21 protein-coding genes and 3 tRNA genes are annotated in these 21,557 nt (G+C 51.5%); 5 read left to right on the top strand and 19 right to left on the bottom strand.

Annotated elements, in window-relative coordinates; all coding sequences use genetic code 11:
- Positions 1–206: 206 nt before the first annotated feature.
- From ACQE32_RS19385 to ACQE32_RS19300, 18 genes are all read right to left on the bottom strand, one after another.
- Complete coding sequence (locus ACQE32_RS19385; protein ID WP_427022280.1) at positions 207–1,022, bottom strand: lysozyme inhibitor LprI family protein; 816 nt, start codon at positions 1,020–1,022, stop codon at positions 207–209.
- A 163-nt stretch (positions 1,023–1,185) separates the two neighbouring features.
- Positions 1,186–1,584: a putative T6SS immunity periplasmic lipoprotein gene (locus tag ACQE32_RS19380; protein ID WP_427022279.1), complete on the bottom strand. Its 399-nt coding sequence runs from the start codon at positions 1,582–1,584 to the stop codon at positions 1,186–1,188.
- Positions 1,585–1,731: 147 nt separating this feature from the next.
- Positions 1,732–2,061, bottom strand: coding sequence for a T6SS amidase immunity protein Tai4 family protein (locus ACQE32_RS19375; RefSeq protein ID WP_427022289.1), 330 nt, complete (start codon positions 2,059–2,061; stop codon positions 1,732–1,734).
- A gap of 105 nt (positions 2,062–2,166) precedes the next feature.
- Entirely contained in the window at positions 2,167–2,649 is a 483-nt protein-coding gene (locus ACQE32_RS19370; RefSeq protein WP_250651736.1) for an Hcp family type VI secretion system effector, read from the bottom strand.
- A 240-nt stretch (positions 2,650–2,889) separates the two neighbouring features.
- The gene (locus tag ACQE32_RS19365; protein ID WP_427022278.1) at positions 2,890–3,288 is read right to left on the bottom strand and encodes a lysozyme inhibitor LprI family protein; all 399 of its coding nucleotides are present in this window, start codon (positions 3,286–3,288) and stop codon (positions 2,890–2,892) included.
- Positions 3,289–3,296: 8 nt separating this feature from the next.
- Positions 3,297–4,172 (bottom strand): peptidoglycan-binding protein, encoded by an 876-nt coding sequence (locus ACQE32_RS19360; protein ID WP_427022277.1) that lies wholly within the window; start codon positions 4,170–4,172, stop codon positions 3,297–3,299.
- 139 nt (positions 4,173–4,311) lie between these two features.
- Positions 4,312–5,811: a type VI secretion system contractile sheath large subunit gene (gene tssC, locus ACQE32_RS19355; RefSeq protein ID WP_250651731.1), complete on the bottom strand. Its 1,500-nt coding sequence runs from the start codon at positions 5,809–5,811 to the stop codon at positions 4,312–4,314.
- 2 nt (positions 5,812–5,813) lie between these two features.
- Positions 5,814–6,338 (bottom strand): type VI secretion system contractile sheath small subunit, encoded by a 525-nt coding sequence (tssB, locus tag ACQE32_RS19350; protein WP_085068116.1) that lies wholly within the window; start codon positions 6,336–6,338, stop codon positions 5,814–5,816.
- A gap of 68 nt (positions 6,339–6,406) precedes the next feature.
- Complete coding sequence (gene tssA / locus ACQE32_RS19345; protein ID WP_427022276.1) at positions 6,407–7,423, bottom strand: type VI secretion system protein TssA; 1,017 nt, start codon at positions 7,421–7,423, stop codon at positions 6,407–6,409.
- Between the two features lie 21 nt (positions 7,424–7,444).
- Entirely contained in the window at positions 7,445–8,158 is a 714-nt protein-coding gene (gene tagF, locus ACQE32_RS19340) for a type VI secretion system-associated protein TagF (protein WP_426975142.1), read from the bottom strand.
- Positions 8,159–8,174: 16 nt separating this feature from the next.
- Positions 8,175–11,798, bottom strand: a complete 3,624-nt coding sequence (gene tssM, locus ACQE32_RS19335; RefSeq protein WP_427022275.1) for a type VI secretion system membrane subunit TssM — start codon at positions 11,796–11,798, stop codon at positions 8,175–8,177.
- A 3-nt stretch (positions 11,799–11,801) separates the two neighbouring features.
- Positions 11,802–13,040, bottom strand: a complete 1,239-nt coding sequence (locus ACQE32_RS19330) for a DotU family type VI secretion system protein (protein WP_427022274.1) — start codon at positions 13,038–13,040, stop codon at positions 11,802–11,804.
- A gap of 21 nt (positions 13,041–13,061) precedes the next feature.
- Positions 13,062–14,405, bottom strand: a complete 1,344-nt coding sequence (gene tssK / locus ACQE32_RS19325; protein WP_426975145.1) for a type VI secretion system baseplate subunit TssK — start codon at positions 14,403–14,405, stop codon at positions 13,062–13,064.
- Positions 14,406–14,417: 12 nt separating this feature from the next.
- Positions 14,418–14,942: a type VI secretion system lipoprotein TssJ gene (tssJ, locus tag ACQE32_RS19320; protein ID WP_426975146.1), complete on the bottom strand. Its 525-nt coding sequence runs from the start codon at positions 14,940–14,942 to the stop codon at positions 14,418–14,420.
- Between the two features lie 23 nt (positions 14,943–14,965).
- Entirely contained in the window at positions 14,966–15,472 is a 507-nt protein-coding gene (locus ACQE32_RS19315) for an SH3 domain-containing protein (RefSeq protein ID WP_250651725.1), read from the bottom strand.
- A 921-nt stretch (positions 15,473–16,393) separates the two neighbouring features.
- A complete protein-coding gene (gene yjjG, locus ACQE32_RS19310; protein WP_426975148.1) occupies positions 16,394–17,074 on the bottom strand; it encodes a pyrimidine 5'-nucleotidase in 681 nt (226 codons plus the stop codon).
- Between the two features lie 47 nt (positions 17,075–17,121).
- The gene (gene rimI / locus ACQE32_RS19305; RefSeq protein WP_426975149.1) at positions 17,122–17,562 is read right to left on the bottom strand and encodes a ribosomal protein S18-alanine N-acetyltransferase; all 441 of its coding nucleotides are present in this window, start codon (positions 17,560–17,562) and stop codon (positions 17,122–17,124) included.
- Positions 17,531–17,944 carry a DNA polymerase III subunit psi gene (locus tag ACQE32_RS19300; RefSeq protein WP_426982281.1) on the bottom strand — a complete coding sequence of 138 codons (414 nt, stop codon included), beginning with the start codon at positions 17,942–17,944 and terminating at the stop codon, positions 17,531–17,533. The genes rimI and ACQE32_RS19300 overlap by 32 nt, the downstream gene beginning before the upstream one ends.
- Before the next feature lie 107 nt (positions 17,945–18,051).
- On the opposite strand from ACQE32_RS19300, the gene rsmC reads away from it, so the two are divergent.
- The 4 genes from rsmC to ACQE32_RS19280 all read left to right on the top strand — a co-directional run bounded on the left by rsmC (position 18,052) and on the right by ACQE32_RS19280 (position 19,558).
- Positions 18,052–19,104, top strand: coding sequence for a 16S rRNA (guanine(1207)-N(2))-methyltransferase RsmC (gene rsmC / locus ACQE32_RS19295; RefSeq protein WP_426975151.1), 1,053 nt, complete (start codon positions 18,052–18,054; stop codon positions 19,102–19,104).
- 132 nt (positions 19,105–19,236) lie between these two features.
- Positions 19,237–19,323, top strand: a tRNA-Leu gene (locus tag ACQE32_RS19290).
- 34 nt (positions 19,324–19,357) lie between these two features.
- A tRNA-Leu gene (locus ACQE32_RS19285) sits at positions 19,358–19,444 on the top strand.
- Between the two features lie 27 nt (positions 19,445–19,471).
- Positions 19,472–19,558: transfer RNA gene (locus ACQE32_RS19280), tRNA-Leu, on the top strand.
- A gap of 196 nt (positions 19,559–19,754) precedes the next feature.
- Here the strand turns inward: ACQE32_RS19280 and ACQE32_RS19275 are convergent.
- On the bottom strand, positions 19,755–20,039 hold the full coding sequence (locus ACQE32_RS19275) for a DUF1435 domain-containing protein (protein ID WP_426975152.1): 285 nt from the start codon (positions 20,037–20,039) through the stop codon (positions 19,755–19,757).
- Positions 20,040–20,278: 239 nt separating this feature from the next.
- Between ACQE32_RS19275 and ACQE32_RS19270 the strand changes: the two genes are divergently transcribed.
- On the top strand, positions 20,279–21,367 hold the full coding sequence (locus ACQE32_RS19270) for a diguanylate cyclase domain-containing protein (protein ID WP_427022273.1): 1,089 nt from the start codon (positions 20,279–20,281) through the stop codon (positions 21,365–21,367).
- Positions 21,368–21,557 lie beyond the last annotated feature (190 nt).

The following is a 21,557-nucleotide window of genomic DNA, read 5'->3' as shown; positions in this document are numbered from 1 at the left end:
GTTTGAGATATTCGGCATACAAACCACGCGGGTCTCGGCGAAACCGGCGGGGTTTATACGAAGAAGTTAAATAAGCAATAATTCAATCGTTCAATGGCTGATAACGATTGGATATCTGGAATAAAGTTCATTGTAAATAAAGGAATCAGGCTCGTCTGTAAGGCAAATATAAACAGCGCTGACGAGCCGTTTTTCCTGACGGATACTTATTTAGCGCTTTCCACCAGATCAGTTACGCGCCTCACCATTTGTTGCTTAATACACTTTTGCTCGCCCTTACAGGCGTTTCTTTCAATAAGCCATCGCTGCTGCTCATTTTTTAGTGCTGCTAATTTAGCTGTAACATCCACACCGGTGTTCTTAATTTGATGTACTGCCATTTGCCAGGCATCATTAACGCTGTGATCCCAACTGGCTAAATCAAAAGATGCACAAATGGCCTTTTCAGTTGTGGTTACCGATTTTTGGCAATTAAAAGAAGGCGCTGCAGGCGCATCGGCTGGCAGTTTTTGTAAGGCAAGTAATGTATTATCGTCCCAATTAGTCAGGATCGTTTGTTTGTCCAGCTTTACCAACCAGTTATCAGTAGCTTCGCCTTTAGGCCCAAGCATGCCTTTCCCGCATTGAACAAAGACTGGAGTTACCTTATCAGTACCCTGCAATTTTAACGAATAATTATTTGATAGATCTTTACTGCTCTCTGCTCCGATTGTCGAGGCCAGAAGCTTATTTAATGTGATTTCAGGCTGTGCCTTTAATACAGGCTGCTCACAGCCATGATTAAGTAACGGTTCGCCAGTAATATAATTGGTGGTAAACATCAACGTACGGCCAACCAGCGTCGGGTCATTCATTATAATAGATGGCCGCATTGTTTGCTGCGTATTAACATAAACTCTTTTTATCTGCCATTTACCAGCCAATAGCTCAGCGTTGTCTTGCTCAGCATTTGCTGTGAAGCTAAAAAACAGAGCGCAAACTAACAGAGACTGCGTAAATAAACGCTTTAACTGGACAATCATAAAAATTATTTTCCTTTAAGGCGCTAAACGAAAGGCTGTATCTCCGTATGTGGCATACTTTTCAATAGAGTCATTAGTAATTTATATATTAACTCCCTGCTACCAATAAGCTGTATAGTTTCGAGCAGAGAGATCCTTAGTTAAAGTTTGATTCTCAATCGAACTATTTCTCCAAAAAAAGGTGCCCTTGTTCATTTTCCCCCAAAATAAAATGAGTGAAGTAACGTTTTTCCAGAGAGCTCTCCTTTTTAATCTTGACCGCCACATCATATTCGCCAGGCAACCATTTTATTTCATTCCAAAAAATACACTCTCCAGCTATTACTTTCTGTCCTTGAGTAGCTTCCTCGGATAGTATTACTGTTTCCCATGAATCACCGTTGTGCAATGAAATGTAGGGAGGATCAACTTTTAAAATAATGTTATGACTATTTTCTTCAGGGGCAGTGAAACATAATCTCCCTTGTTCAACCTTTACCGGCAAAGGGTGATAAAATGGCCGTTCCAAATTACACCCCGAAAGAAATATTGCGAGCCCCAGGTACAATACTTTGATATTCATATGAAAGACTTTTTATCGCCAGATTTTATTAACATTTATTTCAAGCATATTATTATCTTTACTTTTACATTATCTGTGCGTAGTCAAAAACTCGAAATTAAACTTCACAAGCTTTTATTTATAGATGTAATAATAACCTCCGCCATCTTAGCCATCTTCTTTTCCTTTATATTGCTTAACGATATTTTCCAGTTCAGCACTATGATAAACATCGATACATTTAGCTAAGGTCATTGGCTCGCCGGACTGACTGGAATATGTTTTTGCAAGAAACTCATCCACCAGCTTTCTTACTGCACTATGAGCAGCTAAAGAGTAATCGCCAAACTCCAGATAACCACGTGCCGCAGCAGAAGCGTCATCTTTAACTTCCTTACTATTATACCTTTTAGCAACACAGACGCTTAAAGCATAGTTTTTTATGTATTGTTCAGCACTGTATTCTGATTTTGCATTAGCTCGCATTGAAAAAAGCATAGTTGCAAGACAGATAAAGAAAATCGGAAATGACGTATTCACTCTATTCCTTTCAACAACGCTATCCATAAATATACCCGCCCGTAAACGGGCGGGTGAAAGCTATTACGCTTCTTTGTTTTCTTTGATGTTCCAGCCAGCGCTGCTTTCTGCGCCTTTACCGCCAGAAGAAGTCTGCTCCCAGTACTGCTGTTTAACTTTCGCAGCCTGGAATGCATAGGCAACGCCTACCAGATCGCCATTATCAGAACCGGTATACTGTACGGAGGTAACCAGCACATCTTCCAGCGTGATTTTGGTATATTCAACCTGCTGGCCGCCGGCTTTACATACAGACAGTTCAACTTTGGTCAGGTGCTTACCGCTGGCACAATGCTTCAGAATCGCAGTAGTAGACTTGTCGATCAGCGCGTTAACGTGCAGATCGTTAAAGTTCACTTTACCCGCGCCGCCGCCGCCGCCAACAGCCATGTTGCCCGGCTGGGATGCGCCCCAGGAGAAAGAAGTGATGTCGGTCCAGCCTTTGTGGTTGGAGTCCTGAGACTCACCGGTTACACCGTCAACCTTCAGGAACATATCAATAGCCATAATTATCTACTCTTTATTGGTTAAAGTTGCTTTCGATAAAGCAGTGATATGGCAAACAGGAAAGCATGGGGCTGAATAAAACAGTCCATATTTTACCTCTGCCTCGTTTCTGCCTGCTCTCAAAGAAAGCAGGCAAAATTTTAATTAGAATTAATATTTTTACAGGAAAAATTAATATTAATTAAATATTGCGATGTGCTGCGGATAAGCAGTCTTTTACCGTACAGTATTTATTTGAATCTATTCGTAAGGTATGCTTTTAAGCTGTGTCACTCTTTCACGATCAATACGGGAAATACATTGATCGATCAGGGAAGCATAGACAGCAGACTTTTCATCAGCCATAAAGGCTTCCAGCCTGCATTGGTTATCGCGATATTTTAACCATCCACGCTGTGAATCTAACAGAATAGCGTTGTACTGCGTCAATAGCTCTTTATGCGTGGTGTAGGCTTTAGCGATTCGCTGCTTCGCGCTGGCATATTCAGCGTTTAGTTCGTTCTCTGCGCTGCTTTTTTCTTTAGCCCAACAACTATTGATTTCGGTATCCGTTTGCGCCGAGCTACAGTTATCTTCGGCGTAAGCGTAACTACAGGTCAGGAATAACACGCCTGCCATTGCTAAAATATTTCGCTTCATTTCCAACCTCACCTGTTTCTTCTTAGATAGTTTGCACGTTGACGACCAGCTTCGTAGCGACTCATTGTCGGGCTATTTTCGATATAGTGGATAAGCTCATCTATATCATTTTTCATACCCGCCTTCATTGGCGCTTCGCCTTTAGTGAATCCCTGATAAACAAAGTCAATCATAATTTCTCTGATCGGCTTTAAAAGGTTATCCCAATTCACACGCTCAGGATAAGGACGCGTCCAGGATTCATAATTAGATTTGGCAGATGTAACGTATGCAGGATAAATAATTTCAAAAAGACGGATCTGCATCACATGGCTAATGGTACCGATAGCATCCCGATTATTTTGAACAAAAACGCGCGCCGCCTCTCCTTTTTTACCTGCGCCTTCAGCAATTAATGCCGCCTGTACGTCAGGCACGCCAGCACGGATAAGATCATTATATACCATTGCCTTAGAACGGTTACCAAGATCGTAGCCTCGCCCGAGAGTAACGCCAGAAGCTGCGTTACCTGGCCAATGAATACGGCGACTAAAGTTTCTGTTATTGGGGATATCGTTGCCTTCAGCATTAAAAGTAATCTGCCCAACAGATACAATTAACAGACCGCTGATAGGGTGCTCATCGACAACGACAGGTCGCTGCGCAGCCGGTACAACAGGTGAGACTGTTAGTTTGCGCCAGGTGACGCCATGCGGATCGATCAATCCATCCGGATGACGCATAAAACCCAACTGAAACATCCTTATCGCCTGGATAGTTTTGCTGCCGCAAAAACCATCATCAGCTAGCTGTGGAAAACTATGTTTTTTTAACTGCTGTTGAACCAACTTTACATCGCTATGTTGGTTACGCCCTTTCCAGCCAACGCTACCTGAAAGATTCATTTCTTCCCTTTTTTGAACTTACATACGTTATTTTTATCAGGATGAAAAACCGATAACATGATGAAGCCTTTCATCCGCTACGTTTCAGCGATCATGCAGCATCAAACAACGGGCGTGGCGTCACGCCCGACTAATTTATTTACGCATCATTGGTTTTCAGTGACGGCAGTTTGGAAACCAGGCGCAACGATACGGTCAGACCTTCCAGCTGATAATGCGGACGCAGGAAGAACTTGGCGGCGTAGTAACCTGGGTTATCTTCAATCTCTTCCACCAGCACTTCGGCTGAAGCCAGCGGCTTGCGGGATTTGGTTTCCTGCGAGGAGTTGGCCGGGTCGCCATCCACATAGTTCATCACCCAGTCGTTTAGCCAGCGCTCCATCTCTTCACGCTCGCGGAAAGAACCAATCTTGTCGCGCACGATGCACTTCAGATAATGCGCGAAGCGGCAGCAGGCGAACAGATAAGGCAGGCGGGCAGCGAGACGGGCGTTTGCCGTGGCGTCCGCATCATGATACTCCGTCGGCTTCTGCAATGACTGTGCGCCAATAAAGGCGGCGAAGTCAGAGTTCTTGCGGTGCACCAGCGGCATAAAGCCGTTTTTCGCCAGCTCGGCTTCACGACGATCGCTGATGGCGATTTCGGTCGGACATTTCATATCCACGCCGCCGTCGTCGCTGGGGAAGGTGTGACACGGTAAATTTTCTACCGCGCCGCCTGATTCTACGCCGCGAATAGACGTACACCAGCCAAACTCTTTAAACGAACGGTTGATGTTGGCAGCCATGGCATAAGCGGCGTTGGTCCATGTGTAGTTGCCGTGGCTGGCACCGTCGGTCTCTTCTTCAAAATCGAAGCTGTCTACCGGGTTGGTGCGAATGCCATACGGCAGGCGCGCCAGGAAGCGCGGCATCACCAGGCCCAGATAACGCGCATCTTCTGATTCACGCAGACTGCGCCAGGCAGCATATTCGCTGTTCTGGAAGATTTTGGTGAGATCGCGCGGGTTGGCCAGCTCCTGCCAGGATTCCATCTGCATCACGCTCGGCGCGGTGCCCGCGATAAACGGACAGTGCGCCGCCGCACCAATGCGCGCCATTTCGCTCAGCAGCTCTACATCCTGCGGGCTGTGATCGAAATAGTAATCGCCTACCAGGCAGCCAAACGGCTCACCGCCGAACTGACCATACTCTTCTTCATAGATTTTCTTGAAGATAGGGCTTTGATCCCAGCCCACGCCTTTATAGCGCTTCAGCGTGCGGCCCAGCTCCTGTTTAGAGATGCTCATAAAGCGAATTTTCAGCATCTCATCGGTTTCAGTATTATTGACCAGATAGCTCAGACCGCGCCATGCGCCTTCCAGCTTCTGAAAATCTTCATGGTGAATAATCTGGTTAACCTGACGCGACAGCTTTTCATCAATTTCCGCAATCAGCGCCTGAATAGTGCGGTAAGCATCGTCAGACACGGTCACGCTGTTTTCCAGCGCCTGCTGCGCCAGGGTTTTTACCGCGCTTTCCACTGCGGCACGCGCCTGGTCGCTTTTCGGACGAAACTCTTTGTTCAGCAGCGCGCTAAATTCATCCTGATCCCAGGTTTGCTGCGCCTGCTGTAGCTGTTGTTGTGATGGATTGCTCATTGTTACTCCTCATCACCTTTAACGGTTTCTTCAGATTTCGGCAGATGGCCCAGCGATTTCAGCAGCGTAGGATCCTGCAAAATTTTGGCAATCAGCTCTTCCGCACCGTTTTTGCCATCCATATAGGTCAGCAGGTTAGAGAGCTGAGTGCGCGCTTCAAGCAGCTTGTTCAGCGGCTCAACCTTACGCGCCACCGCATCCGGCGAGAAATCTTCCATGCTTTCAAAAGTCAGTTCAACATTCAGCCGTCCTTCATCGGTCAGCGTATTATCCACCTGGAACGCCACGCGCGGCTTTAGCGCCTTCATACGTTCGTCAAAGTTATCGATATCGATTTCCAGAAACTTACGCTCATCAACGCCCGGTTGCGGCTCTGCTGGTTTACCAACCAGGTCAGCCATTACGCCCATGATAAACGGCAACTGAATTTTGCGCTCGGCGCCATAGATCTCTACGTCGTATTCAATTTGCACGCGCGGCGCGCGGTTACGGGCGATAAATTTCTGCCCACTGGATTTAGATGCCATGAGGTTCTCCATCGGATATGCGCGGTAAAGTCAGCAGCGGGCACGCTGCCATATAAGGGGTTTGCTGCTTAATCGCGGCGACCAAAAATGTTTTCAAGTTGATGCACGCCATCGGGTGCCAGGTCGCGAATGATCTCCATAAAATCGAGTTCAATGACGCGCTGAACGCGATCGATCATTAGCGGAGCGGGATGGCTGGGTTCGTAACGAGAGAAGTATTGCTTCACCTTTTCCAGCATTAACTGCGCTTCAGCGCGTGACGTGATTTCGCTGCTGCGCCAGTCGGTTTGCGAACGCGCCGGTGCGGCAGGCGCGGTGTTATCAGCGGCAGGCTGCGCGGAAGTGTCTGCATTACCTGGCATCAGCGTGCTTAAATCCGTGGCCTGGCAGGATTGCGCCACCAGATTCACCATTTTTTGCAGCTGTTCCATCTCTGGCACACCGCTTTCACCCAGGTGTTCCGCCAGCGTTTCCCGAATAGTTTGCAGGCGCTCACTTATCTGTTGAATCGCTTCAATGCCGGGCTGATCGCCTCTGGCCAGTTCATCATTTAAGCGCGCACGTCCGCCGGGATAATCGGCCACGTCCGTTTTGCTGCCATCCAGTAAAGAGCAGGCGTCGCGTAAAGAGATTTGATCGGCGGCGGTACGCAGAAGCGGAGCCTGACGCAGTGCGGCAGTCAGCTCAGATTTATCACCCAGCGCCGCCAGTGCGTTAATGCGATAGAAGGGATCGCGTTCGCCATACTCTTCCAGCAGCGGATAGAGCGGCTCCCAATAAAGCAGCAGCGCCTGCTGAATCAGCTTCAGCCCGCTGGCGTAGCCCGGAAGCCCTTTCATATGCGTCCATGCGTGAGTAAGTGCTAACATCACGCGCAGATCTTTCGTCCGTGCCAACAGTCCGGTCGCCAGCCGTTCCACTTTGTTCCAGTCGGCAGGCTCGGCAGGAATAATGGTGTCGCCAAATTGCTGCTCCGCCTTCCCTTCGCTGGCCTGGTTCATCGCCATATAGTCAGCGTCATATTCCAGATTTTCGCCGCACGGTTTTTCACTGCTAACCGGAGCAAGTAACGCATCGATATTCATCGTTATTCTCAAGTCGGAAGATTATTCAAACATGGGCGGATAGAGCCCATGTCGGCCAGGTCTGGCTCCGCCTGCCGGATCGAACAGCAGCGAAAAGAGCTGACCGGTAAAATTGCCGCTGTGCAGGTGGGTATAAAGCGGATAGTTGTCGGCCTGATTGGTCCACCAAAAGCTGGTATAACGCTGTGGATCAAAACAGTCGGCCACCTGCTTCCAGCTCAGGTTGGTGGCGATATCGCCATAGCCAATGACATCTAAAATATCCGAGTGCGCGGTCTGACCGGCAGGGTCCTGCGGCGTAGGGATGGCCAGCAGCGCCCGATCGAGCTGTTCAGCAGAGTAGACGTTATGCACCGCATGCATCAGAGTGCGTCCCAACTGCTGATACCATTCGCCCGCCATTGCCAGCCGCCCCGCTGACCATTCGGCTGGCGTAAAGCTGAACAGAGCACAAACAGGATACTGACGGCCTACGCTATCGCGCGCGGGCAACAGACATCCCATCTGCACCAGCTGGCTGCCCAGCATGGGCGGTACCACAAAATTCCATACCGGCGCTTTCGCGAATCGGTGCGGCTCGCCGGGACGCTGCGCTTCATTTTTTTGCCAGTTCAGCAGCCCTATCTGAAACCAGTGGGTCCACTGACGGGCTAACGCATCAGGAAAACGGCGCTGCAAAAAGTCACCGGCGCTGGGCAATTTCCCGTACCAACCGATCGCAGGAGAGTGGCTCATTATCATTTCCTTGCGGTTATGGGCATGCGAAACCAGGAAGCTGGAACGGGTTCCGAATACTGTTCGGGGTAAATTCCAGGGTTATGCGGTGTCCATCGATATTGAAGGTTGCCTGACGGCTAAGGCTGTTGCTGCCCGAGGTCAGCTGCGCACGATCGAAAAAGCGGTTCAGCGCCCAGGCGCCGTTGGTAACCAGCGTAGAGGTAGTGCCATCCACCAGCCCCAGTTGCATACGCACCTGACGCGTGCCGCCGTTACCGGGCCAGCTCATCAACTGCACCGCCTGCGGGCCGTGGCTGTAACGCAACAGCTGTCCGTCAACATCCAGCGTCAGGTTGAGAATGTTGTTATCCATACGCACCGTGCGGATGGTGACGCGGAACGAAGGCGTAGTGGCGCCGTTGGCAAAGAAGGCGTCACGAATGCTCTGCGCCTGCTGGAAAGGACGCAGTAACCCTTCGCCACCCGGCAGGCTTTTACCATCAATGCCCGGCATAAAACGCCAGCTTGCATGCGTGGTATCCACTTTCGTCGCCAGATTATCGCGGAAGAAGCTGTCCATAAGCCCGGTGCCTGGAGCAAACATGCGTGCCAAATCGTCCGGTGTGACTTCACTTCGGGCCGAACGCACCAAAGGGTAACGACCGGCTATCGCCTGGCGGCAGAAGCTGCCGACCTCAACGTTAATGCGCTTGCGTACGTTTTCCATATCACGCCGCTGCGCATCACTGCTGGCACCCACGGCCATGTTGGTAAACATATTTTGCAGCGATCCCGGTAATCTGCCGGCGCTCGCCTGCAAACGGCTGATCGCGTCACCCGGCGGTGGCGGCATTCCGCTATTGGCCGCATCCTGTACCGCCGTTAAATAGCGATAAAGCTCGTCGATCTGTTTGAGGAAATCATCAAAGACGATGGTTTTTCCGCCCTGCTCCAGCGGCTGAGCCAGTTCGATAATCGGCGCGTAATGTTCGGTCACGCGCTGCTCTGGCGTCTGCTGCTGGGTCGCGGCTCCCTGAGCGGGCTGGCGAGAGCGGAACAGCGCCTCCAGCGTGCGGGTCGCGCTATTGCCTTTTTCGTCCGCCTGCTGCGGATCTTTTTCCGCTGGCAGACGCTCCAGCATCAGCATGTGGCTGAGGTTAATAACCAGCTTACGTAACGGCGAACTGTTGCTGGAAAGCAGGCGCGCACTGTTAATGCGCTGCGACAGATCGGCACTATTGTTCAACTGAATATCGGTTAGCAGATTATCCCAGTGACGGATAAAATCGCTCATATAGAGCTGACGCACGGCGTTATCGGTTTGTGCTTTATCCTCATCCGCCACCGCACCGCCTAATACCCACGCATCATCCTGATGCAATGCCGCTGTTACCGCCGCAATATTTTTATCGAAGTTGTTCCAGTAACCTTGCGGCGTATAAAGGCCGGGAATGCCTTCGCTAATCGCTTTGCCGCTTTTGCGAGTAAACACTAACTCACTTTGCGGCCCGCCCAGGTCGGCAAGTGAAACCGACGACAGATTTTCATCCTGTTCCAGCAGACGTCTGAGGCGGCCATAAACCCGGCCAGACAAGGGCATCTGATTAATCAGCGCCTGCTCGCGCTTTACCAGCGCCTCATCCCGGGCATAAGGCGAGGCCTGAATCTGCGTTTCCAGCAGCTGCGCCAGATGTCGATCCAGCTGAGCGATCTGCGTCTGAGTAATGTTTTGTGGCAGGTTGCGCCGCACGTTCAGCATGACCCAGGCATGCAGAAATTTACCATCGTAGTGCTGCGGCTGATAAAGCATCTGATACGCTTTTAACGCTTCATAGCTGTAGTCCGCATCGCTGCCATTATCGTTGCGTAACCAGCTGGTAATCAGTTGGGCGACCTGTGGCAACAGCAGCTGCTTTAACGATTTTTGATAAAGCGTCTGGCTGGCATCACTGACCTCGACGCCGCGATAAAGCCCCATGCGACGCGTTATCGGTGGATCGTTAAGATCAAACGCCTGGCTTTCCGGCAGTGCCAGCACGCTGTCCAGGAACGGCAACAGAGCAAACAGATCGCTTTCGCCACTGGCCTGCAGATTTTTGCTCTGCGCTTCGACGGTTGGCACTTTCGCCTGCACTTCCTGCAGATAGCTTTTATTGTTGCCGTAGCTGGTGAACCATAGCAGCGAAACCACAATCAACAGCGCCAGCAGAGCAGCGTAGCCTGACCACAGCACGGCGCGGTTGCGCAGCTCCCACCAGCGGTTGCTGCCGGCCAGCCCCGCCTCCTGAAAGATTACGTTGGTCAGCAAATCCTTCAGGAAGAAGCTCTGTCCTTTGGCTGCCGGAATCGGCGCCTCTTTCTGTACGCTATTCCAGGCCCCGCTGTTACCGCCCTGCTCATCCACCTGCGGCAGATGCAGCGCGCGGCTCAGCTCGCCCATCACGCGATCGAAAGGCAAGCCTTCCTGCGTGCCGCTGGCAAAATAGATGCCGCGTGGCGAAAACTGGGTTTCAAAATTGGATCGGGCGAACACCGTGTTGAGATAGTCAGCCAACAGCGGACGCAGTGCAGCAAACTCCTGCGGGAAAAGATAACTTTCTGCGCGTGCCTGAGCGTCGCTTTCCATAATCAGCGTATCCGCCAGACCTGCGTCAAGGCGCTGTTGCAGCAGCGCATACTCCTGCGTAAAAGCGCTGGCTAAATCAAAGTCGGCCTGCTTTGCGCGCTCCCAGGGAAAGGTAAAGCCCCAGATTTGCTCGCGCTGCGCTTTGTCCAGCTTAGAAAACCAGGCACGGAATCCTTTTAACAGATCCGCTTTGGTCACCAGCACGTAGACCGGAAAGCGAATGCCCAGTTGTTCATGTAGCTCCATCAGGCGCTGGCGCAAATTGATCGCCTGCTGCTGTGAAGCCTCTGCCGACTGAGTTAACAGATCGGAAACGCTAATGGTGACAATCACGCCGTTAATCGGCTGACGACCACGATACTTGCGCAGCAGATCGACAAATTTTTGCCATTCGCTGCCATCCTGCGCCTGCTGGCTCTCCTGCATGGTGTAACGACCAGCGGTATCCAGCAGCACCGCCTCATTAGTAAACCACCAGTCGCAGTTGCGGGTGCCGCCAATGCCGCGCAGCGCCGTTTTGCCGAAGCGATCCGCCAGCGGAAACTGCAGCCCGGAATTCACCAGCGCGGTGGTTTTACCGGCGCCGGGCGCACCGATAATCACATACCAGGGAAGCTGATAAAGATACTGGCGGCTAAAGCGCTGCGCCCAGAACGGATTGCCACGGCCTGCGCGATTGAAGTGTGCTTTTTTTAATAGCTGAGAAGCCTCATCAAAGCGCTCGGCCAGTACCTGCTCTTCATTGGTCAGCCGTTTGCGATCGCTGCCGTCAGGCTGCTCGCTGCTGCTCAGGCTGCCCATCAGCTTGCGGTTGATCCAGGCGTTATACAGGCGTGGCGCCAGGTTGCTGATACCCCACACTACATAGAGCAGGCCAATACTGATAAGACGATTCTGCTCTGACTCCAGCGGGCGTGAATCCACAATGGAAAAAACCGGCCCGATCACCCAGATAATAAAAGAGAGCGCGGTAATGCCGACAAAGCCCCACATCAACCGGCTGGTTATAATGGAAAACAAAATATTCAGCATCTGTTAGTTCCCTTGCTGCAGTCCATTCAGCTCCGCCCGCGTGTTGTCTGGCGAAACTAACAGGATGATCTCCACCCGGCGATTTCGGGCGCGGTTCTCAGCCGTGGTATTTGGCACCAGCGGATTGGTTTCGCCCCGCCCTTCTGCCCTGGCGCGCGCCGGTTGCGACAGATGCTTTTGCAGCATCTCCTGCACCGACTGCGCACGCGCCAGTGACAGCTCATAGTTAGAGGCAAAACGTGCGCTGCGAATCGGTACGTTGTCGCTGTAGCCAATGACCAGAATTTTCCCGCTGACGTTATCCATCGCCTGCGCCACACGGTCGATCACCGTTTCATAACGATCACGCACCGCAGTAGATCCAGAAGCGAACAGGCCATCGCCTTTCAGCGTGACGACGCTTTGATCCGCCTCGTCACGTACAGCTACCAGACCCTGTTCAATTTCAGGACGCAGGAAGGCGCGCAGATTAAGCACCGCAGGCGCGCGCGGCGCAGGATAATGAATCGTGACTTCCGGCAGCGGCGTTTGATACACCGAGGCCAGCACCGGGCTGGTGTAATCGCCCAGCCGCCAGTTGAGAATGATATAGAGCAAACAGGCGATAAAACCGGCAAGCGCCGCGCAGGCCCAAAGCGGCACCACCGGACGCCACATTTTGCGCATCACCGGGCGATCTTCCGGATGCGGCGACAAGGGCGCCGGATAGCCGCCGCGCACGCCACGGATCATCTGCAGCAGACGCTGTTTGATGGTCTCGAGCTGTGAACGGCCATTGTCCAGCACGCGGTAACGCCCTTCAAACCCCAGCAACAAGCAGTAGTTAATCAGCTCCAGCAGGTAGATATGCTCACGCGGGTTTTGCGACAGCTTCGCCAGTAGCTGAAAAAATTTCTCGCCGCCCCAGGTTTCGTTATGAAAGGTGACCAGCAAACCGTTGCCGGGCCAGACGCCACGACTTCCCCACGGCGTAAGCGCCGCCGCCTCGTCCAGCGCAGTACACAGGCAATAGCGCGCACCGACGATAACCTCATAGGGCAGCCCGGCGCGCTGGCTGTTTTTTTCAAAATGCCTGACCTGATCGATCAGTCGTTGACGCAGTGCGGCCGGATCGTCATGAGATACGGAATGGCGAATCTGGGGAATTGCATTAAGCAAAGGGTTCGCGGCGGCGACCAGCGGGTTATTGCTGTTCGCCCCGGAAAAAGCGGCATCGCTGCCGGTGAAATGTCGTTCCTGCATGGTGAGCGCTCATTATTCGTTTCAGACGGACTGGCTGCGAATAGCCCAGAACTCCATATCCAGGCCGGGAAACTCACCGGCCAGATGAAGCGCAAACGCGCCCGATCTTTCCATCTCTTTCCATAGTTCGCCGCCTTTCTCCAGCTCGAAGTAGCTGTAGCCGGCATGCCAGGGGATTTGCGGCGGCGCGGTCGGCATGGCGCGCAGCATCATACCCGGCAGCTGAAGCTGCACCAGATCGCGAATTTTCGTTACCGGCGCTACTTTCATTTGCGCCGGGAAGTGGGTTTGCAGCGCCTCGGCAGGCACATTGGCGCGTACCGCCAGTACAAAGCCGAATTCGCGCACCATAGAGGATTCCGGCACCGTTGCCACATTCAGGCCGTGAGAGCGTTCGGTCAGCGGTAGCTGAATCGCGCTCTCTTCCATTACCAGCGACAGCCCCTGACGCAGCATCAGCATCAGTTTGCTAAAGCTGCGGGCAATATCGTCGTGATCGTAGACAGGCAGAGAAACATCCGGCGCTCGCTGTGGCGTCCAGCTTGCCAGCTCGCAGGCAAATGCCAGCCAGTGGCCGAACAGCTGTTCCGGATGCAGCAACGGTAAATTTTTCAGATGGGAGACCAAACCAAGATGATGATTCACTAACGCCAGCAGCATGAAATCGACCATTTCTGCGGTATTAAACCGCCCCGTCTGCTGCAAACGCTGGCCGATTTGCTGGCTGCGCTGCGCCAGCAGTCCATGCATATCATTCAAATAATCAAACAGCTGGGGATGGTTAATCGCATTAAGCATCGGAGGGATAAAGCCGGTGTCGAGCCGTAGCTGACGGTCGCTGCGCTTTTCAATCACGCGCGCCACGCCAATCGCCGTCCATTCCGCCGTCAGCTCGCTTTCCAGCATCAGTTTCAGGCGTAGCTTGCCGAACTGCACCGCCGCCGGGCCAACGGAAATAGCGTTAAAGTCATCGACTTCTCGTTCGAAGCTGAGATAGCGCGCCAGCGAATCCGCCGCCTCGCTAAAGATGACGTCTTCACGTCCACCGCGCCGCGCCGGTAAGGCCAGCACAACTTTGACATTGGTTTGGTTATCCGCAATCTCCAGCGGCGCGGGAGCCTGGCGCGGATCCAGAAAGGAAAAATGCGTACCGTCCGGCAGTAGGCCGCTGGCAGCACTCAAGGCAATTTTTCCCTGACGTAGCATCGCCTCGTCAAACTCCAGATCGGTAAAGCCCCACAGATAAGGTCGCTGTGTGGCTCCCCAGTCGCGCAGGGTGCTTTGCAGGTAGCTTTCCGACTGCTGAAAGTGATGCGGGCGCAGGAACATGCCTTCGCTCCAGACCACCTTTTCTGCTTTGTTCATAATGGCTTTCCGTTATTCAGGCGTTGACTCTGCTTTGCTCGCAAGATGTACGCCGCTATCGTCAGCAACGATCCTGGCCTGCAACGCATCCGCTTCCCTGTACCAGCCGTTGGTTGGCTCGCTCTCGTCCGCATTGGGCAGCGGCAGAGAAAGACGCCATTTTTTACCATTAAGCGACTGATACTCGGCCATAACGCCGATATAGCGGGCATCCGCTGTACGTTGACCGCTAAGGGTTTTATTCAGTTGACCTGGCAACAGGAAAAACTGCTCGCTAGTGAGCAGATTGCTACCCAGCACGGTTTGCGCGCTATTTTGCAGCGAATAAAAATCCGCAGACATAAAGTCGGCATCCGATTTCAATAACAGCACTCTGAACTTCAGCGGTGCCGAGTTATTGACGGGTGGGTGCGCCTGAAATAACAGACTGTAACGGGAGGGATCGTTGTGTGTAGATGACATACAGCCTGTCAGCAAGGTAAGCGCCGCCAGGAAAAGCGCCTGAATACTCAGGCGCAAAAAAGAACGTGGTTTCATAATGGGTTACCCATTAGAAATGATTAATCGATAATCCAGGTACCGCTGTTGCTGTTCTGGCAGGCTTTACTGTCGCCATCAACTGCAACGCAGGTTTTCTTCTTGCTGGCAGAGGTAGCGCGCACGCGCTTACGGCGCTGGTCAGCCTTGATGGTGTCATTGTACAGCTCGCTTTTCACCACGGCGCGCAGCGGCACATAGCCGATCAGCTGCTCCTGATCTTTTTCCGCAATCGCGTACCAGTTGTTTTCCACGCTGCCCAGCACGGTATAAGGCTGCGCATTTTCCAGCTGACGCACCAGCTTGCCGCCGAAGTCGGGACGGCTCATCACTGAAGCGTTATACAACGCGCGATACTCTTCATTAATCGGCGTAAAAGTTTTTGGCGGGGTGATCGCATGGCGATAGGTCAACGTAACGCCATCAACGGTGCTGGACACAATTGTGTCGTCCGTGACAGGCGGTGGCGACTTACAACCCGCAACGCTTAATACAAAAAGCAGACCTAATGCGATTCGAATTTTCACCATGATCCTCATGAAGTTATCTCAAGTAATTAACAAAACGGGAATAAGCCGCCAACTATAAACAGCGTTGCCCATCCGGAAGCAGAAAAAAAGCATAGCTATGGCTGGCCGTGCCAGATAAAAGCACAGCAAATAAGATTATCAGCTCCGACAGAGCCAGAAGAAGAATTTATACGTTAATAGGACGATACATGCCTGTTACATCGCAACAAATCTCAGATTTGAGCCATGCACAAAGAAGATTGGTTACCGGAAACACGTTTTACGCTCCCTGTCGGTGAGGGTTTGATGAATATCCCTCAACCATTATGGCTGCTCCCTACTTGCATTCCTGGTATTCTCTGGTGAAAAGTTCTGACTGACCGTGCTAAAAGCGCGTGGTCATGCATGCATGTCTTCATGCTGCTGAAAATCTGCGGCCGATGTCAGATAAGAAGAAAAGTGTTTGAAATTCAGCCTTAAGCTGATACTGGATTCAGCCATTGCTACCGCACGAGGTTGCAAAGCAAACCCCGGGTCTGGTGTTTTTTTATGTTCAGGCTGTCCTGTTTCGCGCAAGTTTACATAGTCTTTGCGATAATTCAACGAGCGCGTAGCAAAGGGTTTTATATTAGTAAAGTTTAACCAACAAGATTAAGGTAAATTCTGATTATTCTTAGCACTTTCCATAGGAATATTCCTACAAAATATCAGAAAATTTGTACTCGCATCGCAAAAAAGGTCAAGAATGGCTAAAAAATGGTCATTTCTGTACAATTATTTTTTTCACCTCTGGACCTGATTTCTTCTATTTTGTTTCTAACAAACCGGTTTAAAATGCGATAATCAGTTATTAATATTGAGTTAACTCAAATCAGCAATAAAAAAAGCGACCCACAGGTCGCCTTAGTAGAATTTCAAACTAAAAAATGCTGGAATCAAAACTTAAGCAAATAAAATGGATTGCAGCTCCTGGAGCGAACTGACCTGCCAGTCAGGCGTAATCGCTGCGGGCTTTTCTCTGCCGTCCGCATTCAACCAGCAGGTCTTCAGGCCTGCATTAATGCCGCCTAAAATATCCGAATCAGGATTATCCCCGACCATCAGCACACGTTCAGGCGCAGGCCGCCCCATTTTTTCCAGCGCATAATCAAAAATCGCCGGATGCGGTTTGGCATGTCCCACCTGCTCGGAAATGACCAGCAGATCAAAGTAATCACGAAAACCAGTACGCTGGAGACGCACCTGCTGCAATGCGGTAAAGCCGTTGGTGATAATGCCCATCTTCACCTTGCCCTTTAGCGCATTGATCAGGTTTACCGCCCCTTCCAGCGGTACGCATACTTCCGCCATGGCGCTAAGAAAACCGCTGTTTAACGCGTCCGGCGTGACGTTCAGCTTTTCCGCCCAGCCGTTAAAGCGCTGATGCTGCAGTTGCAATGCGGTGATAGCGCCGTTTTGATACTCTACCCACAAGGGTTTATTCACCGACTGATATTCATGGTAGTCATCGGTAGTAAAATCAACGTTGTAATCTTTAAACAGCCGTTGCAGGCCGGTAAAAGCGTCAAAGTGAAACAATGTGTCGTCAGCGTCAAAAAGGATCCAGTCCCAGTTTTGTAGCATAGCTTTCTCCTGTTACGGCACGTCAGGAACGCTGCGGCGACCGCCTTTTACAGGCTGAGCGCCATAATCAGAGCATCTTCCCGCCCGTGCGTTGCCGGATAATAGTTTCGGCGCACCGAAACTTCATTAAAGCCGGTCTGTTCATAAAGCGCGATAGCCGCATGGTTGGAAGCGCGAACCTCCAGCCACAGCGTGAAAATATCGCGCTGCTGCAGCTGTTCAATCAGATGATGCAGCAACGCTTTACCCAGCCCCTGACGTTGATAAGCGGGATCTACAGCGATATTAAATAATGTCGCTTCATCCAGTACCCATTGAGTAATGGCGAAAGCAGCCATCTGGCTCTCAACGTCAAGCCGGTAGTTCAGATAACGTTCGCCCTGATTGCTGGCAAAGGTCGCTTCCGTCCAGGGAAAAGCGTGGCTGCGCCGCTCAATAGCGAGCGCCTGCGGAAGGTCATGCGGAGTGAGTAAAGAAATCGACGTCATATTCACAAATCTGTCGCCAGAGGGCACGCTTCGCCTCGGCATCAAAATAGAGCGCCTCAAGCGGCGGCGTGGAAAGTTGTGGACCCTGCTGCATAACCGGTGCTTCGGTTCCCAGCCGCCAGCTGGCGCAGGAGCGATCCTCAGGCAGCATAGCAAGCTGATCCGGCGTCACGCTGACAACCTGCTGTGGCGTAATCGCCAGCGCGCGCAGCACATCGCCCACCAAAGGATCCCCGGTTGTGGGAGGAATATCCGCCACGATCAGCAGGCGCGTCTCCGCCGGCAGCGTTATCGCAATCTCACCCTGTAACGCGCGCGGACGCCGCAGCTTATACTGCGTAATGCCCATTTGCTGTAGTAGCCAGTCACGTCTGGATGACATAGAAATTCCCGTTACGCCCTTATAATGCGCAGCTATGCTAGCAAACCCATCGAACATGCGCCAACAAACCACTATACTCTGCGCTCTGATTTATGAGGAGCTATCTGATGTCTGCTTTTACCCCGGCGAGTGAAGTGATCCTGCGCCACAGTGATGAATGGCAAGACCGCCGCGTGCTGTTTGCCGGCGATTTGCAGGATGACCTGCCTGCGCAGCTGGAAACCCAGCTGAGCCGCGTTCATACGCAATACTATCATCACTGGCAATCATTAAGCCGCAGCATGGGCGATCGTGCGCAGTTCGGCCTGGTAGCCACGGCGGAAGCGATAGCAGAGTGCGATACCCTGATCTATTACTGGCCGAAAAACAAGCCGGAAGCGCAGTTTCAGCTGCAAAACCTGCTATCGCTGCTGCCGCTGGAGAGCGATATTTTTGTTATCGGCGAAAACCGCAGCGGCGTTCGCAGCGCCGAGACTATGCTGGCCTCGTGGGCGGCGCTGAACAAAATCGACAGCGCGCGCCGTTGTGGTCTGTACCATGGTCGCCTGTCGCAGCAGCCCACGTTTGATGCAGACAGTTTCTGGGATGAATATACGCTGGATGACTGCACCATTAAAACGTTGCCGGGCGTGTTCAGCCGTGACGGACTGGATGGCGGCAGCGCACTGCTGCTCTCTACCTTTACGCCGCATACCAAAGGAAAAGTGCTGGATATCGGCTGCGGTGCGGGCGTTCTGGCGACCTTGCTGGCGCGTCATTCTCCTAAGGTGCGCCTGTGGCTGACCGATGTGGATGCCGCCGCGCTGGCCGCCAGTAAAGCAACGCTGGCCGCCAACCAGATCGAAGGTGAGGTGTTTGCCAGCAACGTCTATTCTGATGTCACCGGCCGCTATGACATGATCATTTCCAACCCGCCGTTCCATGAGGGGATGCAAACCAGCCTTGACGCAGCGCGCACGCTGATTCGCGGTGCGGCTCAGCATCTTAACAGCGGCGGTGAGCTGCGTCTGGTGGCGAACGCCTTCCTGCCCTATCCACAGGTGCTGGACGAAACCTTTGGTCATCATGAAGTGCTGGCGCAAACGGGCCGATTCAAGGTCTATCGCGCCGTCTGGGGACGCGATGCCCGCGCGATTAAGGCAGCTAACCGCGACAAATAAGTGCTTATTTCCCGGGGCGCTGCTGTTTTTTACAGCGATCGCAACGCCGCTAATAAATATCTGTTGACGTCCCCGGGAAAAATCTCCAGAATTCGCCTCCGTGGTTGCAGTGCTGCAAAGCATTGCCGGAATGCGAAGGTGGCGGAATTGGTAGACGCGCTAGCTTCAGGTGTTAGTGTCCTAACGGACGTGAGGGTTCAAGTCCCTCTCTTCGCACCAAAAACCACGAAAATTCATATCGCACAGCATCTGCGCGAAGGTGGCGGAATTGGTAGACGCGCTAGCTTCAGGTGTTAGTGTCTTAACGGACGTGAGGGTTCAAGTCCCTCTCTTCGCACCAAATGCGGTGATATGAAGACAATGTTATGCGAAGGTGGCGGAATTGGTAGACGCGCTAGCTTCAGGTGTTAGTGTCTTAACGGACGTGAGGGTTCAAGTCCCTCTCTTCGCACCAATATTGTCACTCTCTGGTTATCACCTCTGTTGCCTTCCCCAGGCCTTACGCCTTCGCTATCAGCGCAACTTATCTTCCCTGTTTTTACTCCCTGAAAGATTGCCTTTCGTTTTCGCATAAATTTCTTATAAAAAGCTATACCACCGCGATGTTAAGCGTTGCCGGGCAGCCCTCCTTAGCCACCTCTGTGCATTAACTATAGCCCGCCTGCATTAACCGATACCGCAGCCAGCGCGCCGGCCAGAGCGATACAGGAAGGCAGCAGGATATAGCGGCGTAGCCGATGATGAAACAGCATGCCTGCCGTAATCAGCAGCGCCGCCAGCAGCAACCAGCGCCACTGACCAAATGAAAGATTCATCGATGCCACCAGCGGCATCAGCGCCCCGGGCAGAAGAACACTCCATGCGCTTCGCAACCGTTCCCCCATTACCCAGCTTACGCCCCACAATCCACAGGCTGCCATAATCGCCATCAGCATATCCGCCACCACCAAATGATAATGATTACCAGTATCATATGATAGCTTTTATCATTTTGCACTCTTCCTTTGTAGAATCTTTATACACGAAGATGACAGACCAGTTAGAAAGTGATAGATTGCCAGGATTGATCTGATTCCAGACACCAATAATAACTACTCAATACCCTTTCCAGAGTAAATTCATTTACTGTGGTAATGGCGCTTTGATATTTCAGGGCTGTCACGAGTGTATAAAAATGAAATTACAAACGTATGAAGAATTGCTGCACAGCAAATACCGCCTGTCGTTAATGCTTTATCTTTTTTTAAACATGGCAACATCACTTTTTTTTATGTTACCGATAAATAAAGGAGAAAATCTTTCATTCTCTTTGCCGGCAATGCTGATAGTTGTGCTGAGTTTATTGCAATTAGCCTTCTGGCTCCTGAAACCTGAAAAAAAATGGCCGCTGTTATCTTTTACCGCTTTAATTATGGGCGGGCTCTGGTCATGGCTGATTGCGCATAAAAGCGAGCTGGTTTTTTATTTTGACGGTAGTTTTTTGCTGATTAGCCTGATGGCGGTTTTTTTTATCGGTACTATCTCCCTGAATGAACACCTGCTGGCGTTTTGCCTGCATATCGCGCCGCCTTCCCTCACCGTCATGCTGCTCGATCGCGGCCAGCATCCGCTGACGCTGCTGTTTACCATCACGCTACCGCTGCTCGGCTTTACGCTTCAGAATTTGATGCAGCGTCGTAGCGACCATTTCACGCGACGCTTGCTGTTTCAACTGTATGAGGAGAAACAGACCTGGAGCGACCTGAGTATGCTTGATCCGCTTACCGGCCTTTATAACCGTCGCGGCCTGAAGAACCGACTGGAGAACCTTTTAGAGAACCAGACCGGCAGCCACTTCGTTATGCTGCTTGATATCGATAATTTTAAGTCCTACAACGATAACTATGGTCATGCAATGGGCGACCAGGCGCTGACGCGCGTTTCGGCAGCAATTCGTGATGCGGTACGCTCGCGGGATATCGTGACCCGTTATGGCGGTGAAGAGTTTCTGGTTCTGATGACCAATGTTAATGCTTCTATTGCTATGAAGCTGGCAGAGCGTATTCGCCAGTACGTGCTGGATCTGGAAATTCCCCATCGGTTTAACCATCGTGTATCCACACATGTCACCATTAGCGCCGGTATTGCCCCGATAATCGAAGAAGATTTTGAACAAGCAATGGCAAATGCCGATCGGGCTTTATATGTGGCAAAGAATCGCGGCAGAAATACTATTCTTTCCTGGGAAGAGCTTTGCGAAAAAAAGCTGATAACCGCCCGATAGTTCTAATTTAATGGTAAATTCATCATTTATTTGAGGGATTATTTAGCCATGATAAATAATCTCCCTTAATACAAATTAAAAATTAAAAAGCACTTATCCACTCAACCGCGCTAAATAAAAAATCAGTCAGCAACCAACAGAATGCAGGCACTTATTTTTACATTGGCATTTTTACATGCCGGTTGCGCAT

Origin of the sequence: Pantoea sp. FN0302 (assembly GCF_050113775.1) — a bacterium.
In the GTDB taxonomy this organism is placed as follows: domain Bacteria; phylum Pseudomonadota; class Gammaproteobacteria; order Enterobacterales; family Enterobacteriaceae; genus Mixta; species Mixta alhagi.
Note: the sequence above shows the minus strand (reverse complement) of the source record. Positions and strands in the feature narration are given on the sequence as shown.

Excerpts from the sequence above, each read along its gene's own strand:
- ACQE32_RS19385 (WP_427022280.1), bottom strand. The coding sequence starts at position 1,022 with ATGATTGTCCAGTTAAAGCGTTTATTTACGCAGTCTCTGTTAGTTTGC.
- ACQE32_RS19380 (WP_427022279.1), bottom strand. The coding sequence starts at position 1,584 with ATGAATATCAAAGTATTGTACCTGGGGCTCGCAATATTTCTTTCGGGG.
- ACQE32_RS19375 (WP_427022289.1), bottom strand. The coding sequence starts at position 2,061 with ATGCTTTTTTCAATGCGAGCTAATGCAAAATCAGAATACAGTGCTGAA.
- ACQE32_RS19370 (WP_250651736.1), bottom strand. The coding sequence starts at position 2,649 with ATGGCTATTGATATGTTCCTGAAGGTTGACGGTGTAACCGGTGAGTCT.
- ACQE32_RS19365 (WP_427022278.1), bottom strand. The coding sequence starts at position 3,288 with ATGAAGCGAAATATTTTAGCAATGGCAGGCGTGTTATTCCTGACCTGT.
- ACQE32_RS19360 (WP_427022277.1), bottom strand. The coding sequence starts at position 4,172 with ATGAATCTTTCAGGTAGCGTTGGCTGGAAAGGGCGTAACCAACATAGC.
- tssC (WP_250651731.1), bottom strand. The coding sequence starts at position 5,811 with ATGAGCAATCCATCACAACAACAGCTACAGCAGGCGCAGCAAACCTGG.
- tssB (WP_085068116.1), bottom strand. The coding sequence starts at position 6,338 with ATGGCATCTAAATCCAGTGGGCAGAAATTTATCGCCCGTAACCGCGCG.
- tssA (WP_427022276.1), bottom strand. The coding sequence starts at position 7,423 with ATGAATATCGATGCGTTACTTGCTCCGGTTAGCAGTGAAAAACCGTGC.
- tagF (WP_426975142.1), bottom strand. The coding sequence starts at position 8,158 with ATGAGCCACTCTCCTGCGATCGGTTGGTACGGGAAATTGCCCAGCGCC.
- tssM (WP_427022275.1), bottom strand. The coding sequence starts at position 11,798 with ATGCTGAATATTTTGTTTTCCATTATAACCAGCCGGTTGATGTGGGGC.
- ACQE32_RS19330 (WP_427022274.1), bottom strand. The coding sequence starts at position 13,040 with ATGCAGGAACGACATTTCACCGGCAGCGATGCCGCTTTTTCCGGGGCG.
- tssK (WP_426975145.1), bottom strand. The coding sequence starts at position 14,405 with ATGAACAAAGCAGAAAAGGTGGTCTGGAGCGAAGGCATGTTCCTGCGC.
- tssJ (WP_426975146.1), bottom strand. The coding sequence starts at position 14,942 with ATGAAACCACGTTCTTTTTTGCGCCTGAGTATTCAGGCGCTTTTCCTG.
- ACQE32_RS19315 (WP_250651725.1), bottom strand. The coding sequence starts at position 15,472 with ATGGTGAAAATTCGAATCGCATTAGGTCTGCTTTTTGTATTAAGCGTT.
- yjjG (WP_426975148.1), bottom strand. The coding sequence starts at position 17,074 with ATGCTACAAAACTGGGACTGGATCCTTTTTGACGCTGACGACACATTG.
- rimI (WP_426975149.1), bottom strand. The coding sequence starts at position 17,562 with ATGACGTCGATTTCTTTACTCACTCCGCATGACCTTCCGCAGGCGCTC.
- ACQE32_RS19300 (WP_426982281.1), bottom strand. The coding sequence starts at position 17,944 with ATGTCATCCAGACGTGACTGGCTACTACAGCAAATGGGCATTACGCAG.
- rsmC (WP_426975151.1), top strand. The coding sequence starts at position 18,052 with ATGTCTGCTTTTACCCCGGCGAGTGAAGTGATCCTGCGCCACAGTGAT.
- ACQE32_RS19275 (WP_426975152.1), bottom strand. The coding sequence starts at position 20,039 with ATGCTGATGGCGATTATGGCAGCCTGTGGATTGTGGGGCGTAAGCTGG.
- ACQE32_RS19270 (WP_427022273.1), top strand. The coding sequence starts at position 20,279 with ATGAAATTACAAACGTATGAAGAATTGCTGCACAGCAAATACCGCCTG.